The following is a 14941-nucleotide window of genomic DNA, read 5'->3' as shown; positions in this document are numbered from 1 at the left end:
GACCTTTTGCCCGCGCCCGCAATCCGTTAAGCGGGCGCAATGACAATGATTGTAACCGATTTGGCGATCGCCCGTGGCGGCGTTCCTGTGCTTGAAGGTCTGAGCTTTTCGCTAAAGGCCGGAAAGGCGCTGATCCTGCGGGGGCCCAATGGGATCGGAAAGACCACGTTGCTGCGTACGCTGGCGGGCCTGCAGCCTCCGCTCGCGGGACGGATCGAAGGGGCCGAAGATCAGATCGCTTATGCGTCACATTCCGACGGTTTGAAACCAACACTGACCGTGGTCGAAAATCTCAGCTTCTGGGCGTCGGTCTTCGGGACCCATGATATTCAGCGCGCACTTGATGCGTTTGCGTTGAACGAACTGGCGGATCGTCACGCGGGCAATCTCTCGGCAGGGCAGAAACGCAGACTGGGGTTGGCGCGGATGCTTGTTACAGGACGCCCGATCTGGATGCTGGACGAGCCCACGGTGTCGCTGGACCGAAATGCAGTGCAGATGTTTGCGGATGCTGTAAGGGATCATCTGGGGCAGGGCGGTTCGGCACTGATCGCGACCCATATCGATCTCGGACTGGATGGAGAGGTTCTGGACGTGGGTCCCAACAAGGCCAAACCCAAACCCATTGACGACTTCGATGGAGGTTTTCTGTGATCGCCTTGTTGCTGCGTGACCTGAAACTGGCTTTCCGCGCGGGGGGCGGATTCGGTCTGGGGCTGGCCTTCTTCCTGATCGTGACTGTTCTGGTGCCATTCTCAGTCGGTCCGCAATCCTCGCTGCTTTCAACCATCGCACCCGGTGTCCTTTGGCTGGGCGCGCTGCTGGCGTGCCTGCTGTCACTCGACCGGCTGCTGGCGCTGGATTGGGAGGACGGCTCGCTCGACCTGCTGGCGACTGCGCCTCTGCCGCTGGAATCGGTCGTCACGATCAAAGCGCTGGCGCATTGGTTGACCACAGGATTGCCGCTGGTTCTGGCCGCGCCGTTTCTGGGCGTGTTGCTGAACCTGCCTGCCCCCGGTTTCTCGTGGCTCGTCATCTCGTTGCTGCTGGGTACTCCGGCGATGAGCGTTATCGGCACCTTTGGTGCGGCGCTCACCGTGGGACTCAAACGCGGTGGGTTGCTGCTGTCGCTGTTGGTTCTGCCGCTCTATGTTCCGACATTGATATTTGGGGCGGAAGTCGCCCGGCGCGGCGCGGCAGGTATGGAAACCCAAACTCCGCTGCTGATGCTGGCGGGGATCACCGCCGCCACCGTCGCGCTTTTGCCATTCGCCAGCGCTGCGGTGCTGCGCATCAATCTTAGGTAACGGTGAACAAAGATTGACTGAGGTCAATTGAGAACCATACCGACTCGGATTAGATAGGGCCCATGTCAATCACAGCCAAAGCCAACGCCCTCTGGGAATACGCCAATCCGCGCAAGTTTCTTGCCACCAGCGAGCGTGTCCTGCCGTTCTTCTGGATTACTTCGGCCGTCTGTCTGGTCGTTGGGCTGACTTGGGGGTTCTTCTTTACGCCGGATGACTACAAGCAGGGCTCGACCGTCAAGATCATCTACCTGCACGTGCCCGCCTCGCTGATGGCGATCAATTGCTGGCTGATGATGCTGGCAACCTCGCTGGTCTGGCTTGTCCGGCGTCACCATGTCAGCGCGTTGGCGGCCCGTGCTGCTGCGCCAATCGGCATTGTCATGACGCTGATTTCATTGGCAACCGGAGCGATCTGGGGTCAGCCCATGTGGGGCACGTGGTGGGCCTGGGACCCACGCCTGACCTCATTCCTGATCCTGTTTTTGTTCTATCTGGGATATGTCGCCCTTTGGGAAGCGATCGAAGACCCTGATACCGCCGCCGACCTGACCTCGGTCCTTTGCCTTGTGGGGTCGGTCTTTGCACTGCTCAGCCGTTACGCGGTGAATTTCTGGAACCAGGGCCTGCATCAGGGGGCGTCGGTCATGCGGGCCGCTGCCGTAACCGGAGCCGATACCGAGGAAAAGGTCAGCAACATATATTTCTATCCGCTGCTTTTGTGCATCGTCGGATTTGTGCTGCTGTTCATCGCATTGGTGTTTTATCGCACTGGCACAGAGATCCGCGCGCGTCGTATCAAGGCATTGTTGGCGCGGGAAAGGGTAAGCGGATGATACCTGATCTGGGAAAATACTCTGATACGGTCCTGTCGGCCTATGCGGCTTCCATCCTTCTGCTGGTAGCGCTGGTGGTGTTCAGTATTCTTCGCGGGCGAAAGGTGCGGGCCGAGATGGATAAGCTGGAACAGAGGATGTCACGCCATGGCTAAAGTTTCTCCTCTGATGATCGCTCCGCCGCTGATCTTCGGCGCATTCGCTGTATTGGCCGGGATGGGCATGTTCCGCGACGATCCGAACGCGCTGCCCTCGGCGCGCGAAGGGCAGACGGCCCCTCCGGTGGTGCTGACGGAGTTTGCCGGGAAACCTGATTTCGACGACGCAACCCTGCGTGACGGAGAGGTCAAACTGGTCAACTATTGGGCTAGCTGGTGTGCGCCTTGCCGTGTGGAACACCCCAATCTGCAGGCTCTGTCGGATGAGGGCATCCCGATCTATGGCATCAACTACAAAGATAAGCTCGACAACGCGGAATCGTTTCTGACCGAACTGGGCGATCCCTATCGAGCCATCGGACGGGATGAGCAGGGCCGGATGGGATTGGATTGGGGCGTTTATGGTGTTCCGGAAACCTATGTGATCGACGGTGAGGGCACGATTATTCTGCGCTTTGCTGGGCCGATCACGCAGCGGGTGATCGAAAGCACGATACGACCCGCATTGGAAAAGGCAGCCGGGGACAATTGAACTGATTTACAGCCTGTAGCCTCCGGTCACGTTCAAAACCTCACCAGTGATGAAATCTGCCTGATCAGAAGCCAGAAACCTGACAGCCCTGGCAATGTCTTCGGGTTTACCGGCGCGCCCGAGTGCCGTTTGTTCCACAAACAAAGCAGTCAGATCATCGGGGCGCGGCGCCTCGGGGATGTTGATCGCGCCGGGTGCAACCGCGTTGACGCGAATACCTTCCGGCCCCAGCTCTTTCGCCATTGCGCGCGTCCACAGGTTCAATGCGGCTTTGCTGGCGCCGTAGGTGACCGCATCGCGGGGCGGCAGAACGGCGTTCATGGATGAGATGCTGACAATCGAAGCCCCCCTCTTAAGGTGGGGCAGGGCCGCAGCAAGCAATGCGGCTGGGGTCAGAAGATTCAGATCGAGAATTGCGCGGTGATCATCATGTTGGAAGGTCTCTTTCGGCGTCGATTTTACCAGACCTGCATTATTCACGATGACATCCAGCCGCCCGAAACGTGAGATCACCTGGTCAATGACGGCTGTAGCCTGACCGGGTTCCGTCAGATCGGACCGGATCGACAGATTTTCGCCCAGCGCCAGCGTCACATCGGGTTTCGACGATAGCCAGGTGAAGGCGACCAAATAATCCCGGCTCAGATCTTCGACGATGGCACGGCCGATGCCGCGTGCACCGCCGGTTATCAAAGCAACTCTTCTCATACACTGTAGAAGATCGTTAAACCACACGGGTTTCAATGCCGATCTTCAAGGGACGAGCATCAGTTCGAGCCACCGCTCGGCCCTGAGCGTTTGTACAGCCTTACCTTCGCAAAAGAATCCAGATCATCGCGGCAATGAAGGCAAAGGTAGTCAGGTTCATCAGCGTGTCTGTAAGATCACCGATCAGCATCGTGCTTTCCTTCCTCTCGCAGCCCACGGATCAGACAGATCATCAACAGAACCGAGATAAAGACAAAGGGTAGCGCCCCCAGTGAAATCAGGATTTTAACCGAGTCGACCGAGCCGGACAGGATCATGGCCACGCTCAGAAGGCCCAGCAGTGCGCCCCAAAGCAAGCGCACGCGCGGGGGCGGGTTTTCATCTCCGCCGGTCGAAAATGTGCCTAAAACGAAGGCCGCACTCACGACGCTGGTGACGATGAACAGGAACGCGGCCAATACGGTGGCAATCGTGGTGAGCAACGACAATGGCAGGCGTTCCAGAAGGGCGAAGGTAACACGTTCGATATTCGTTTGTGTGAGGGCAAGCAGCTCTCCGGCACCGTTAAGCGCTTCGAACAGCCCAATTCCGCCAAACGCGCCGAACCACAAGACCGAGAACAGGGTAGGCGCGAACAAAACGCCGATCACGAATTCGCGGATTGTCCGGCCGCGGGAGATTCGGGCGACAAAGACGCCCACGAACGGTCCCCAGGCAATCCACCAGACCATGTAGGTCAGGGTCCAATCGCTGAACCACTTGGCGACATCATCGCCAAAGAACGTGTAGGTCTGAAACCCGCGTGGGATGACATTGGTCACATAGTCGCCAAATCCCTGTAAGACAGTATTTAACAGATACTCGGTCGGGCCAAGGATCACGGTATACGCCACGAGGCCCACGGCGATCAGCATCGCTGCGTTAGACAGGCGCGCCATACCCTGACCCAGATCGATCAGCAGCGCAGGCACATATGCAGCCACCATCGCCACAAAAACAGCGCCGATAAGAAATGTACCGACCGCATCCCGTCCACCCATGACGGCGATGCCGTCCGCGACCTGAAATACCCCCATCGCCATCGAGCCTCCGACGCCGATGGCAATGGCGACAATTGCAAAGAAATCAGACAGCCAGCCCACCCGCTCAGCCCATTTTTCACCGGGAAACAAGCTTTTGATCGGGGCGCTGACCATCATGCCGGTTCCACGCCTGAAACTGAAATAGGCGATGGTCAGCGCGGTTGAGCCGTATATGGCCCAGGCGTGTAATCCCCAGTGAAAGTTTGTTGCCAGCATGGCTTGCTGAGCCGCAATGAAGTCGGGTGCCATGCCCGAGATAAAACTGAAATGTGTCAGGGGTTCCGCCACGGCCCAGAACAGCAATCCAACGCCCATGCCGGCTGAAAACAGCATGGATATCCAGGTGACGGTTGAAAACTCGGGCTGCTCATCGTCCCGTCCAAGACGGATATTCCCATAGGGCGAAAACGCCAGAACGAGGCAGCCGATCAACATGCCCGAGGCGGCAAGCATCACAAACCATCCGCGGCTTCGGAAGGTTTGTTGTACGATGCCATTCGCCCAGTTCACCAGGCTTTGAATGTCAATGACACCCCAAATGCCGATCACCGCAATGACGCTGAGTGAACACATCAACAGAGCATTGGGCTTTTTCATGGTGATGGTTCCTTCAAACAGCTTAGCTGAACAGTTTCAGATTTCTGAATGAATGACCAGAAAACAAAACCCCCCGGCGGTTGGCCGGGGGGGAGCTCATTTCTTGTAGGTCGCGTTATGATGACTTCGCGAGGTTCCGCAGCACATATTGCAGCACACCACCGTTTTCGATGTATTCGATCTCGGGTGCGGTATCGATGCGGCACTTCAGGGTGATGGTTTTCTCGGTTCCATCCGCATAGACGATCATGCAGGGCACTTCTTGCAGCGGTTCAACCGAGTCCAGACCGTGGATCGAGACAGTTTCGTCTCCTTTCAGGCCCAGCGTCTTGCGAGTGTCGCCGCCGGTGAATTCGAACGGGATGACGCCCATGCCGACCAGATTTGAGCGGTGGATGCGCTCGAAGCTCTCGGCGATCACGGCTTTGACACCCAGCAGCGCTGTGCCCTTGGCAGCCCAGTCGCGCGAGGACCCTGCGCCATACTGCTCGCCCCCAAACACAACCAGCGGCACTCCGTCTGCCTGATAGGCCATTGACGCGTCGTAGATCGAGGTCTGCTCGCCATCGGGGCCTTTGGTGTAGCCGCCTTCGACACCGTCCAGCATCTCGTTCTTGATGCGGATATTGGCGAAGGTGCCGCGCATCATGACCTCGTGGTTGCCACGGCGCGATCCGTACGAGTTGAACTCGCGCGGCTGAACCTGACGCTCGATCAGGTATTTACCGGCCGGAGTCGTTGTCGCGAAAGACCCGGCGGGTGAGATATGGTCGGTGGTTACCATGTCGCCCAGTACGGCCAGAACCTTGGCGCCGTCGATATTCGAGATTGTGCCGGGCTCGTGCCCCATGCCCTGGAAATAGGGCGGGTTCTGAATATAGGTCGATGCGGGCGGCCAGTCATAGGTTTCGGCATCGGTGGTCTCGACCGCCTGCCATTTCTCGTCGCCTTTGAAAACGTCGGCATATTTCGACTGGAACGCCTCTCGCGTCACGGTTTCCTGAACCAGATCGGCGATTTCCTTTTGGGTCGGCCAAAGGTCCTTCATGAAGACATCGTTACCGTTCTTGTCGGTGCCAATCGGCTCGGAGGTCAGATCGATATCCATGGTGCCCGCCAGCGCGTAAACGACAACCAGCGGCGGTGAGGCCAGATAGTTGGCGCGGACATCGGGCGAGATCCGGCCCTCGAAGTTGCGGTTCCCCGACAGAACCGAGGTTGCCACCAGATCGCCCTCGGCAATCGCTTCGCTGATTTCTTTCTGGATCGGGCCAGAGTTTCCGATACAGGTGGTGCAGCCATAGCCAACAAGGTTAAAGCCGATCGCGTCCAGATGCTCTTGTAGACCCGCAGCCTCAAGATACTCGGACACCACCTGCGACCCGGGGGCCAGCGAGGTTTTGACCCAAGGTTGGCGGTTCAGGCCCAGCTCATGCGCTTTCTTCGCCACCAGACCAGCGCCGATCATGACATAGGGATTCGACGTATTGGTGCAGGAGGTGATCGAGGCGATCACAACCTTACCCGATTCCATGCCGTATTCTTCACCTTTGACTTCGACCTGCTTGCCCATAGGGCGCTTGAAGGTCTCGGCCATTTCCTTGGTGAAAGCGGCTTTGGCGTCGGTCAGTGCGACATAATCCTGTGGGCGCTTGGGTCCCGAGATCGCGGGAACGATGGTGCCCATGTCCAGCGACAGCGTGTCGGTATAGATCGGCGCATAGGTCTCATCCCGCCAGAAGCCGTTTTCCTTGGCATAGGCTTCGACCAGCGCGATCCGGTCTTCGTCACGTCCGGTATTGCGCATATAGCGCAGGGTTTCGCCGTCGATTGGGAAGAATCCGCAGGTCGCGCCATATTCGGGTGCCATGTTGGCGATGGTTGCGCGATCAGCCAGCGGCAGGCGGTCCAGACCCTTGCCGTAAAACTCGACGAATTTACCGACCACGCCTTTTTCGCGCAGCATTTCAACGACCTTCAGGACGAGGTCGGTGCCGGTGGTGCCTTCGACCATTTCTCCGGTCAGTTCAAAGCCGACAACCTCGGGGATCAGCATTGAGATGGGCTGACCCAGCATCGCGGCCTCGGCCTCGATCCCGCCGACACCCCAGCCCAGAACGGCCATGCCGTTAACCATGGTGGTGTGGCTGTCGGTGCCGACCAGTGTGTCGGGGTAGGCGACATCTTCACCGCTCTGGTCCGTGTCGGTCCAGACGGCTTGTGCCAGATATTCAAGGTTTACCTGATGGCAAATCCCGGTGCCAGGAGGGACAACGCGGAAGTTGTTAAAGGCGCTCTGGCCCCATTTAAGGAACTGGTACCGCTCCATATTCCGTTCATATTCGCGATCCACGTTCATCTGGAAGGCGCGGGGATTGCCAAACTCGTCGATCATGACCGAGTGGTCGATGACCAGATCAACGGGGTTAAGCGGATTGATCTTTTGCGCGTCCCCCCCCAGCGCCTTGATGCCGTCCCGCATCGCGGCCAGATCGACCACCGCCGGAACGCCGGTGAAGTCCTGCATCAGCACGCGGGCAGGGCGATAGGCGATCTCACGCGGGTTTTTACCGCCATTTGCACCCCATTCAGCAAATGCCTTGATATCGTCAACTGAGACCGAGAACCCGTCATCCTCGAACCGCAGCATGTTTTCCAACACCACTTTCAGCGCGGCGGGCAGGTTCGAGAAATCGCCCAGACCGGCCTCTTGCGCGGCGGGGATCGAGTAATAGGAAATGGATTTGCCATTCACGCTCAGGCTGCGGCGTGTCTTCGCGGTGTCTTGTCCGACCTTGATGGGCATCTATGGCCTCCCTCTCAAATGACTTGGATTCTGGGATTCGCTAAGGTTTATCTGCATCACCGCACCCGCCGTTTCAAGGTGCAACGGGTCGGTTGCATGGTTTTTTGTATACCATTGCACACATTTTGCCGGAAATTGGCGACGTTCGTCTCAAGAAACCTTGATTGGCAGTTTACCCGGTTCCGATCTAAACCTGTTAAACACTCATCGAAAATCGAGAGAAAAAATGCTCAGATCAGCCGCCGCGACCGCGCTCATTCCGCTCTTTCTTGCCGCCTCGGTCGCGGCCCAGGAAGATCCGGTCGTGGTCGAATTGTTCACCTCGCAAGGGTGTTCCTCTTGCCCGCCAGCGGATCGGATCATGCATGAACTGGCCAAGCGGGACGACGTGATCGGCCTTGCGCTGCATGTAGACTATTGGGATTACATCGGATGGAAAGATGAGTATGCCGATCCCGATCACACGCTGCGTCAGCGTGCCTATGCGCGCGAGGGTGGACGGTCGATGATCTATACGCCGCAGATGGTCGTGAACGGACAACAGGACGTGGTCGGGGCCAAGCCGCACGAACTGAACCGGTTGATCGATGCATATCTGACTGCGGCACCCGAGGCCGAGGTCAGCGCGACGCGTACGGCGAACGAGGTGGCTTTGACTGTGGTGCCGGTCGAGTTGCCGGATAATCAGTCATACGACGTGCGGATCGTACAGTATTCGCCGATGCGCCACGCCTCGATCCGGCGCGGCGAACTGGCGGGGCATGAGTTGGACTATGCGAATGTGGTTGAGAACTGGCAGCTTGCCGGTCGCTGGGATGGCCAGGCCCCGCAGAGTTTCACCGCGACATTGCCATCGGATTTACCTACGGTTGTCCTGATCCAACGAACCGGGCACGGACCAATCGTGGCCGCCGCGCGGGCTGAATAATCAGGGCATATCCTTGGGCTGAACGCCCAAACCTCTCCACGCTTTCCAACGGCGGTGAATCCAGAACCACTGTCCCATATGCTGACGTACCATGGCTTCCAGATCGTCATTGGTAAACTGGGTCATGGTTTTGGCATCTGTATGGGGGACCGGGTCGTGCAGAACGATCTCAAAATCGACCCCGTTAGGCTGCCGAACCGCGTAGCAGGGGATCAGCACGGCCTTGTATTTGATCGCAAGTTCCGCATTCAGCACCGAGGTTACGGCTGGTTTGCCGAAGAAGGTCAGCTCCTCGCCGCCATGGGCGTGCAGATCGGACACAATGGCGATAATCCCCCCGCTCTTAAGGGCGCGAACCATTTCAACCATACCCCGTCGGCCCTGTTCAAACATGGGCGACCCGGTCTGGTAGAAGGCTTCCACATACATGTCGTTGAAATAGGGATTTGCCATGCGGCGATAGAGGCAGCCAATGGGTTGACCGCTGCGCGCCTGCAGTGCGACTCGCGCGGCCAGATAATGCCCGAAATGCGCGGTGATCATCATCACCGGGCGTCCTTCGGACACGGCTTTGTCAAACGCCTCAACGCCCGTGCCCGACACTTTGGCCTCGCTTTGACGTTCGATGAAACCGTCAGCCGAAAAATGTTCCATGATCGCCCGCCCCGCATTGTCCGGCACGGCGCGGCAGATGCGTTTGACCTCCTCTTCGGGCAGGTCGGGGCAGGTGAGTTTCAGGTTGCGGCGCACGCGGGTGCGGAACCCGACCACGGGCGCAAGCCAGCGTACGATCGCGCCCATCGCGGCGATGCGGCGCTCATATGGCAAAAGGCGCATTCCGCCGATCACACCAGCCAAAAACAGGTTGGCGACGTAGTATTTTCCAAGCTCAAATCGGCTCAGTTCCGACTTTTCAACGGGCATGGGGAAGGACACCTGGGTGTTGTGACTTGCGCGATCAGACATACAGGCCCCATCGTGCGATCACAAGTAGCCGTTAGGGGCCGCGCTATTCTTCGTTGTCGTCCAATTCGACCAGTGCGATTGCGCCTTCATCCAGGAGGGTGCGGATCGCGGCTACAATCTGGGACATCGCTTCTTCGGCGTCGGATTGTTTGACTTTGCCACGCTCAGTCATTTCTTCCCTAAGATTGTCGGCCATACGAGAGGACATGTTCGCCAGAATAAACTCGACCACCGCGCGGTCATTTTCGGTGCTGGCACCCGCGAGTGCGGTGACAAGAACGGGTTGATCAACGCCGCGTAGAATCGCAGGGATGTCGCGGGGCTGAATGCGGGACGAAATGTGCGCGAAGATGAAGATCGATTGCCGGACCGTATTGGCAAAATCGGCGTCTTCTTCGTCCAGCGCGGTAAGCAGACCGTCGCGCGTCGCGGCGGCGGATTGGTTGAGGATCGCCCCCACCCGCTCACCCGGACCATCCCGAAAGGCCGGGGCAGGTTTTTGATCCAGCTGGGCCGCCAGCGACCAGCCGATCCGTTCCACCGCTTCGGGTGTCACGTTGGCGGTTTTCGAGACCGCGTAGGTGATCCGCCGCGCCGTCGGGCCGGGCAGGTGACCCAGCAACTGCGCCGCTTTGGCGGTTTCGAGTTTGGAGAGCATGACAGCAGCGACTTCGGTGCTTTCAGCCTTGGCCATTTCGGCCAGATCTTCGGTTGGCACCTCGCGCAGGCGCTGCCACGGGTCGCCGATCTGTCTTACGCCAGCGACCTTGCGCAATCGGGCTGCTGTGGCCGGGGCGATTTTTCCGTTCACGGCGTCCAATGCGCCCGCCAGCCCACGTGGGAAGGAAAGACCTACACCGTCAAGCGCATCGGCGAATTCCTGTGCGACCGCTGTCAGCGTCACACGATCAACCAGCCCCATTTGACCAAGCTGATGCGTCAGTTGTTCCTGCAGCAGGTCAGGCAGTTCTTCAAGCGCGATATCCGCCCCCTCATTCAAGAGCAGCCGCACGACGACTGCAGCCTTTTCCCGGTTGCTGAGATTGCGCGGCACAATGCGTCCGGCGTCGGTTTCCTGATCCGTCGCCGGTGCCTGCGTGCCCGGTGCCATCTGTACCAATACGTTTGAGTCTTGCATCTGCCTGCATTGCCAGTTTCGCGTTGCAGGCAGATTAGCGAGAGTCGGGTAAAGAAACCCTGAAACTCAGTAGCTGTATGTCAGCCCGGTGCGAATGGCCTCGCGCAGCGATGTTTCGGCCCAGGTGCCTTCGCCACCGCGGGCCTTGATCTCGCGCCATTGGGCGATGGCCAGTTCGGTTTTGCCCTCGGCGACAAACCCCTGACCCATATAGCTGCGGGCAAGGATGTTGTCGGGATTGGTCTCGATCGCTTTCTGATAGAAGGTGCTGGCCAACTCGAGCTCACCCATTTTACGATAGGTAAAGCCCCAATAGGTCTGCACCCGGTCGTCTTCCTGATCCATAACGCGCAAAACGCCCTGAGCGTTCTCATACTGCCCGTCATACGCCAGTTCGCGCACGGCATCGTACAACTGATCTTCGGTAAAGTTGGATTTGTTCGGCTTCACGCAACGCCCGGCGGCCTCGTCATAAACCCGGCCGAACAGGCATTTCTTGGTAGTGTTCGTCGGTTTTGGTGCGGTGCTGCCGCCGCTGCCGGCTGCATATGCGGCCGGTGCAAAGACAAATGCCTGAAGGGCAATAGCTGAAACTAATACGAGGCGCATTTTCCTACTCCGTTCATTGGGCTGCTCTCATCAAGCATAGCGCGATTTGATGAAAGGCTAACAATCGCGGCCTCGCTTTTATTCACAAGCAGGAAAGAAAAATGTCAGCTGTTTACGATTTTCATGCAGCTTTGACTTTCGCTGTCCCAAGCTGTGCCAACTGCGCAAGACTGGGTTTGCTTGGTATGCCCGCTACAGGCAAATCCGGCCGTGCCTGCACACACAAAAGCAATCGCGCATAGAAGAGTTCTCAGCATCGTGGTTCCCTTTCGCGGAAAATGTGCCTGCAGATTAGCTGATTTTTGCCAATCTGGCAAAGAAACAAGGCCCGGCTGCATTTACGCAAGCCGGGCCATTGTCCAAGCACAGGTAGAATTTGAGTTACTCGCCGAACACCCGGGCAAAAATCGTATCGACGTGTTTGGTGTGGTAGCCGAGGTCAAACTTCTCTTCGATCTCTTCCGGGCTCAGCGCGGCGGTGACGTCGGCGTCGGCCAGCAGTTCTTCCTTGAAATCGGTGCGGTGCTCCCAGACTTTCAGCGCATTGCGTTGAACTATGGCATAGGCATCCTCACGGCTGACACCGGCCTGTGTCAGCGCCAGCAGGACCCGTTGGCTCATCACAAGGCCGGGGAACTTGTTCATGTTTTCAAGCATGTTCTCGGGGAAGATCAGCATCTTGTCGACCACACCTGTCAGCCGGGCGAGGGCAAAATCCAGCGTGATTGTGGCGTCCGGGCCGATCATCCGTTCGACCGAGGAATGCGAGATATCGCGCTCGTGCCACAGCGCTACGTTTTCCATCGCCGGGATCACTGCTGCGCGCACCATGCGTGCCAGACCAGTGAGGTTTTCGGTCAGAACCGGGTTTTTCTTGTGCGGCATCGCCGACGAGCCTTTTTGGCCCATCGAGAAAAACTCAGCCCCCTCCAGCACCTCGGTCCGCTGCATGTGGCGGATTTCGATGGCGATGTTTTCGATGCTGCTGGCGATCACGCCAAGCGTGGCAAAGAAGGCCGCGTGGCGGTCGCGCGGGATGACCTGTGTGCTGATCGGCTCGGGTACCAGACCCATCTTGTCGCAGACATGTTCTTCGACCTGAGGGTCGATATTGGCGAAAGTACCGACCGCGCCGCTGATCGCGCCGGTGGCGATTTCAGCGCGGGCGTCGCGCATTCGTGACAGGTTGCGGTCCATCTCGGCATAGAAACGGGCGAAGGTCAGGCCCATGGTGGTCGGCTCGGCGTGGATGCCGTGGCTGCGGCCGATGCGGATTGTGTTCTTGTGTTCAATCGCGCGGCGTTTGAGGGCGGCCAGCAAGCCTTCGAGGTCTGCGATCAGGATATCGGCGGCCCGGGTCAGCTGCACGTTAAGGCAGGTGTCCAGCACGTCCGAAGACGTCATGCCCTGATGCACGAACCGCGCCTCTTCGCTGCCGACATGTTCGGCCAGATGGGTCAGGAAGGCGATGACGTCGTGCTTGGTGACGGCTTCGATCTCATCGATACGGGCGACGTCGAATTCCACGTCCTTGGCTTTCCACACCGCCTCGGCATTCTCACGCGGGATCACCCCCAGATCGGCCATGGCATCGCAGGCATGGGCCTCGATCTCGTACCAGATGCGGAACTTGGTCTCGGGCGACCAGATGGCAACCATGTCGGGGCGGGAATAGCGGGGAATCATTGGCGGCAGCACCTTTTTGTGATTGGGATGAGGCGTTGGCGCGGGGTTTAGCCGTGCATTCACCGAGGAACAAGGCGCGAGTGCTTTAATGAGACGGTTTGCCCTGATTTTGTTGCTCTGGCCCGGATTTGTGGCCGCTGAAGAATTTCAGCTGCTGACGGGCGATGAAATTCTGATGGCGCTTGCCGGCAAGAAGCTCGACTACGGCGAGGGGGTCACCCAGACCTTCGATAGCAACATGCTAACGCAGTATTTTTCAGGCCGCCCGAGTTCGGGACGATGGGCCGTGCGCGACGATCGCTATTGCTCGGTCTGGCCGCCGTCGGATTATTGGGCCTGTTATGAGGTCAAGAAACACGGCGATACAATCCGCTTTGTGGACGATGCGGGCAATGCAACTGACGGAACCTACGCCAAGTGAACCGGCCTCGAAATATCTTGGATTTCAAAGGGGTCTGGAGCTTGACGCGTCTGATCCGGGATGAGCGCGCAGGTCAGATTATTCAGGCCGAGGGTGAGGCGGAGCTGCAGCAAGATGCGCAGGGGCTGATCTATGATGAGACGGTCACGCTGCGCATTCCGGGGCAGCCCGCGATGACGGGAACGCGTCGATACCTTTGGCGTGCCGCCGGGGATCAAATCGCCATTCACTTTGACGATGATCGGTATTTTCACGCTCTCAGGCTGGGCCAAACCCGTGCCGAGGATCATCACGATTGCCCGCCCGACAGCTATGATGCACACTATGATTTCTCGGGATGGCCGCGTTGGACTGTCCGTTGGAAAGTGTCCGGACCGCGAAAATCCTATGAAATGGAGACCAAATACGCTTTGCGATAGCGTAATCATCTTGCAGCAACGGACCGGAACGGGCATTGCTGCGGGTGCAAATAAGTCCGAATGTGGAGAAATGAGATGAACGCAAACGTACTGGCCAACGCTTTTGGCCCGCGTGAGGGGACAGCGCTGCGCGTCAAGCAGGCGGCTCTGGTTGCCCTGGGTATCGTTGCTCTGGCTGTTGCAGCCAAAATCAAAGTGCCGATGTGGCCGGTTCCGATCACCATGGGCACATTCGCCGTGCTGACCATCGGCACCGCCTATGGCGCACGCCTCGGTCTGATCACGATGCTGGGGTACCTGCTGGTTGGAGCCTTGGGCTTCGATGTGTTTGCGGGTTCCTCGGCTGAGAAGTTTGGCCTGACCTACATGATGGGCGGTACCGGCGGCTATCTGGTCGGTTACCTGATGGCGACTGTACTGCTGGGTGCGCTGGCCGCGCGCGGCTGGGACCGTTCGGTTGGCAAGCTGGCGCTGGCGCTGGTGCTGGCGAATGTCCTGATCTACGTACCCGGCCTGCTGTGGCTGGGTCAGCTTTACGGCTGGGACAAGCCGATCCTCGAATGGGGTCTGACTCCGTTCCTGGTGGGTGATGCGATCAAACTGGCGCTGGCAGCGCTGCTGATCCCCGGCCTGTGGAAACTGCTGGGCGACGCGCGCACCTGATCCAGCAGCATCAAACAAGATCACAACCGCGTTCGGAGCGATCCGGGCGCGGTTTTTTGTTGTCGGCAGAACAGGATACTGGACG

16 protein-coding genes are annotated in these 14941 nt (G+C 58.5%); 9 read left to right on the top strand and 7 right to left on the bottom strand.

Annotated elements, in window-relative coordinates; all coding sequences use genetic code 11:
- The first annotated feature begins 39 nt into the window (after positions 1–39).
- The 5 genes from ccmA (at position 40) to RA27_RS07310 (ending at position 2833) form a co-directional block, all read left to right on the top strand.
- Positions 40–654 (top strand): heme ABC exporter ATP-binding protein CcmA, encoded by a 615-nt coding sequence (gene ccmA, locus RA27_RS07330; protein WP_039536325.1) that lies wholly within the window; start codon positions 40–42, stop codon positions 652–654.
- Positions 651–1307: a heme exporter protein CcmB gene (gene ccmB / locus RA27_RS07325; protein WP_039536323.1), complete on the top strand. Its 657-nt coding sequence runs from the start codon at positions 651–653 to the stop codon at positions 1305–1307. The genes ccmA and ccmB overlap by 4 nt, the downstream gene beginning before the upstream one ends.
- 62 nt (positions 1308–1369) lie before the next feature.
- Entirely contained in the window at positions 1370–2143 is a 774-nt protein-coding gene (locus tag RA27_RS07320) for a heme ABC transporter permease (RefSeq protein WP_039536321.1), read from the top strand.
- On the top strand, positions 2140–2298 hold the full coding sequence (gene ccmD, locus RA27_RS07315; protein ID WP_193746477.1) for a heme exporter protein CcmD: 159 nt from the start codon (positions 2140–2142) through the stop codon (positions 2296–2298). The genes RA27_RS07320 and ccmD overlap by 4 nt, the downstream gene beginning before the upstream one ends.
- On the top strand, positions 2291–2833 hold the full coding sequence (locus RA27_RS07310; protein ID WP_039536319.1) for a DsbE family thiol:disulfide interchange protein: 543 nt from the start codon (positions 2291–2293) through the stop codon (positions 2831–2833). The genes ccmD and RA27_RS07310 overlap by 8 nt, the downstream gene beginning before the upstream one ends.
- 6 nt (positions 2834–2839) lie before the next feature.
- Here the strand turns inward: RA27_RS07310 and RA27_RS07305 are convergent, their stop codons facing one another.
- The 3 genes from RA27_RS07305 to acnA form a co-directional block, all read right to left on the bottom strand.
- Positions 2840–3541, bottom strand: coding sequence for an SDR family oxidoreductase (locus RA27_RS07305; protein WP_039536318.1), 702 nt, complete (start codon positions 3539–3541; stop codon positions 2840–2842).
- A gap of 176 nt (positions 3542–3717) precedes the next feature.
- Positions 3718–5220, bottom strand: a complete 1503-nt coding sequence (locus tag RA27_RS07300) for a BCCT family transporter (protein WP_039536316.1) — start codon at positions 5218–5220, stop codon at positions 3718–3720.
- 115 nt (positions 5221–5335) lie between these two features.
- Positions 5336–8026 (bottom strand): aconitate hydratase AcnA, encoded by a 2691-nt coding sequence (acnA, locus tag RA27_RS07295; protein ID WP_039536313.1) that lies wholly within the window; start codon positions 8024–8026, stop codon positions 5336–5338.
- A 226-nt stretch (positions 8027–8252) separates the two neighbouring features.
- Between acnA and RA27_RS07290 the strand changes: the two genes are divergently transcribed.
- Positions 8253–8954 (top strand): DUF1223 domain-containing protein, encoded by a 702-nt coding sequence (locus RA27_RS07290; RefSeq protein ID WP_039536311.1) that lies wholly within the window; start codon positions 8253–8255, stop codon positions 8952–8954.
- Here the strand turns inward: RA27_RS07290 and RA27_RS07285 are convergent, their stop codons facing one another.
- From RA27_RS07285 to purB, 4 genes are all read right to left on the bottom strand, one after another.
- Complete coding sequence (locus tag RA27_RS07285; RefSeq protein WP_039536308.1) at positions 8955–9878, bottom strand: lysophospholipid acyltransferase family protein; 924 nt, start codon at positions 9876–9878, stop codon at positions 8955–8957.
- An 85-nt stretch (positions 9879–9963) separates the two neighbouring features.
- A complete protein-coding gene (locus RA27_RS07280; protein WP_241484015.1) occupies positions 9964–11058 on the bottom strand; it encodes a FliG C-terminal domain-containing protein in 1095 nt (364 codons plus the stop codon).
- 66 nt (positions 11059–11124) lie between these two features.
- Positions 11125–11667, bottom strand: coding sequence for a tetratricopeptide repeat protein (locus RA27_RS07275; RefSeq protein ID WP_039536303.1), 543 nt, complete (start codon positions 11665–11667; stop codon positions 11125–11127).
- A gap of 381 nt (positions 11668–12048) precedes the next feature.
- Positions 12049–13353: an adenylosuccinate lyase gene (purB, locus tag RA27_RS07270; protein WP_039536300.1), complete on the bottom strand. Its 1305-nt coding sequence runs from the start codon at positions 13351–13353 to the stop codon at positions 12049–12051.
- A gap of 88 nt (positions 13354–13441) precedes the next feature.
- On the opposite strand from purB, the gene RA27_RS07265 reads away from it, so the two are divergent.
- From RA27_RS07265 to RA27_RS07255, 3 genes are all read left to right on the top strand, one after another.
- The gene (locus tag RA27_RS07265) at positions 13442–13774 is read left to right on the top strand and encodes a hypothetical protein (RefSeq protein ID WP_039536297.1); all 333 of its coding nucleotides are present in this window, start codon (positions 13442–13444) and stop codon (positions 13772–13774) included.
- Complete coding sequence (locus RA27_RS07260) at positions 13771–14193, top strand: DUF6314 family protein (RefSeq protein WP_039536294.1); 423 nt, start codon at positions 13771–13773, stop codon at positions 14191–14193. Before RA27_RS07265 ends, RA27_RS07260 begins: the two co-directional genes overlap by 4 nt.
- 75 nt (positions 14194–14268) lie before the next feature.
- Entirely contained in the window at positions 14269–14856 is a 588-nt protein-coding gene (locus tag RA27_RS07255) for a biotin transporter BioY (protein WP_039536291.1), read from the top strand.
- The last annotated feature ends 85 nt before the right edge of the window (positions 14857–14941 follow it).

It is taken from the genome of Ruegeria sp. ANG-R (assembly GCF_000813985.1).
Lineage (GTDB): Bacteria > Pseudomonadota > Alphaproteobacteria > Rhodobacterales > Rhodobacteraceae > Ruegeria.
Note: the sequence above shows the minus strand (reverse complement) of the source record. Positions and strands in the feature narration are given on the sequence as shown.

Excerpts from the sequence above, each read along its gene's own strand:
- RA27_RS07265 (WP_039536297.1), top strand. The coding sequence starts at position 13,442 with ATGAGACGGTTTGCCCTGATTTTGTTGCTCTGGCCCGGATTTGTGGCC.
- ccmD (WP_193746477.1), top strand. The coding sequence starts at position 2,140 with ATGATACCTGATCTGGGAAAATACTCTGATACGGTCCTGTCGGCCTAT.
- RA27_RS07290 (WP_039536311.1), top strand. The coding sequence starts at position 8,253 with ATGCTCAGATCAGCCGCCGCGACCGCGCTCATTCCGCTCTTTCTTGCC.
- RA27_RS07320 (WP_039536321.1), top strand. The coding sequence starts at position 1,370 with ATGTCAATCACAGCCAAAGCCAACGCCCTCTGGGAATACGCCAATCCG.
- ccmA (WP_039536325.1), top strand. The coding sequence starts at position 40 with ATGACAATGATTGTAACCGATTTGGCGATCGCCCGTGGCGGCGTTCCT.
- acnA (WP_039536313.1), bottom strand. The coding sequence starts at position 8,026 with ATGCCCATCAAGGTCGGACAAGACACCGCGAAGACACGCCGCAGCCTG.
- RA27_RS07285 (WP_039536308.1), bottom strand. The coding sequence starts at position 9,878 with ATGCCCGTTGAAAAGTCGGAACTGAGCCGATTTGAGCTTGGAAAATAC.
- RA27_RS07280 (WP_241484015.1), bottom strand. The coding sequence starts at position 11,058 with ATGCAAGACTCAAACGTATTGGTACAGATGGCACCGGGCACGCAGGCA.
- RA27_RS07275 (WP_039536303.1), bottom strand. The coding sequence starts at position 11,667 with ATGCGCCTCGTATTAGTTTCAGCTATTGCCCTTCAGGCATTTGTCTTT.
- RA27_RS07300 (WP_039536316.1), bottom strand. The coding sequence starts at position 5,220 with ATGAAAAAGCCCAATGCTCTGTTGATGTGTTCACTCAGCGTCATTGCG.
- purB (WP_039536300.1), bottom strand. The coding sequence starts at position 13,353 with ATGATTCCCCGCTATTCCCGCCCCGACATGGTTGCCATCTGGTCGCCC.
- RA27_RS07255 (WP_039536291.1), top strand. The coding sequence starts at position 14,269 with ATGAACGCAAACGTACTGGCCAACGCTTTTGGCCCGCGTGAGGGGACA.
- RA27_RS07310 (WP_039536319.1), top strand. The coding sequence starts at position 2,291 with ATGGCTAAAGTTTCTCCTCTGATGATCGCTCCGCCGCTGATCTTCGGC.
- RA27_RS07305 (WP_039536318.1), bottom strand. The coding sequence starts at position 3,541 with ATGAGAAGAGTTGCTTTGATAACCGGCGGTGCACGCGGCATCGGCCGT.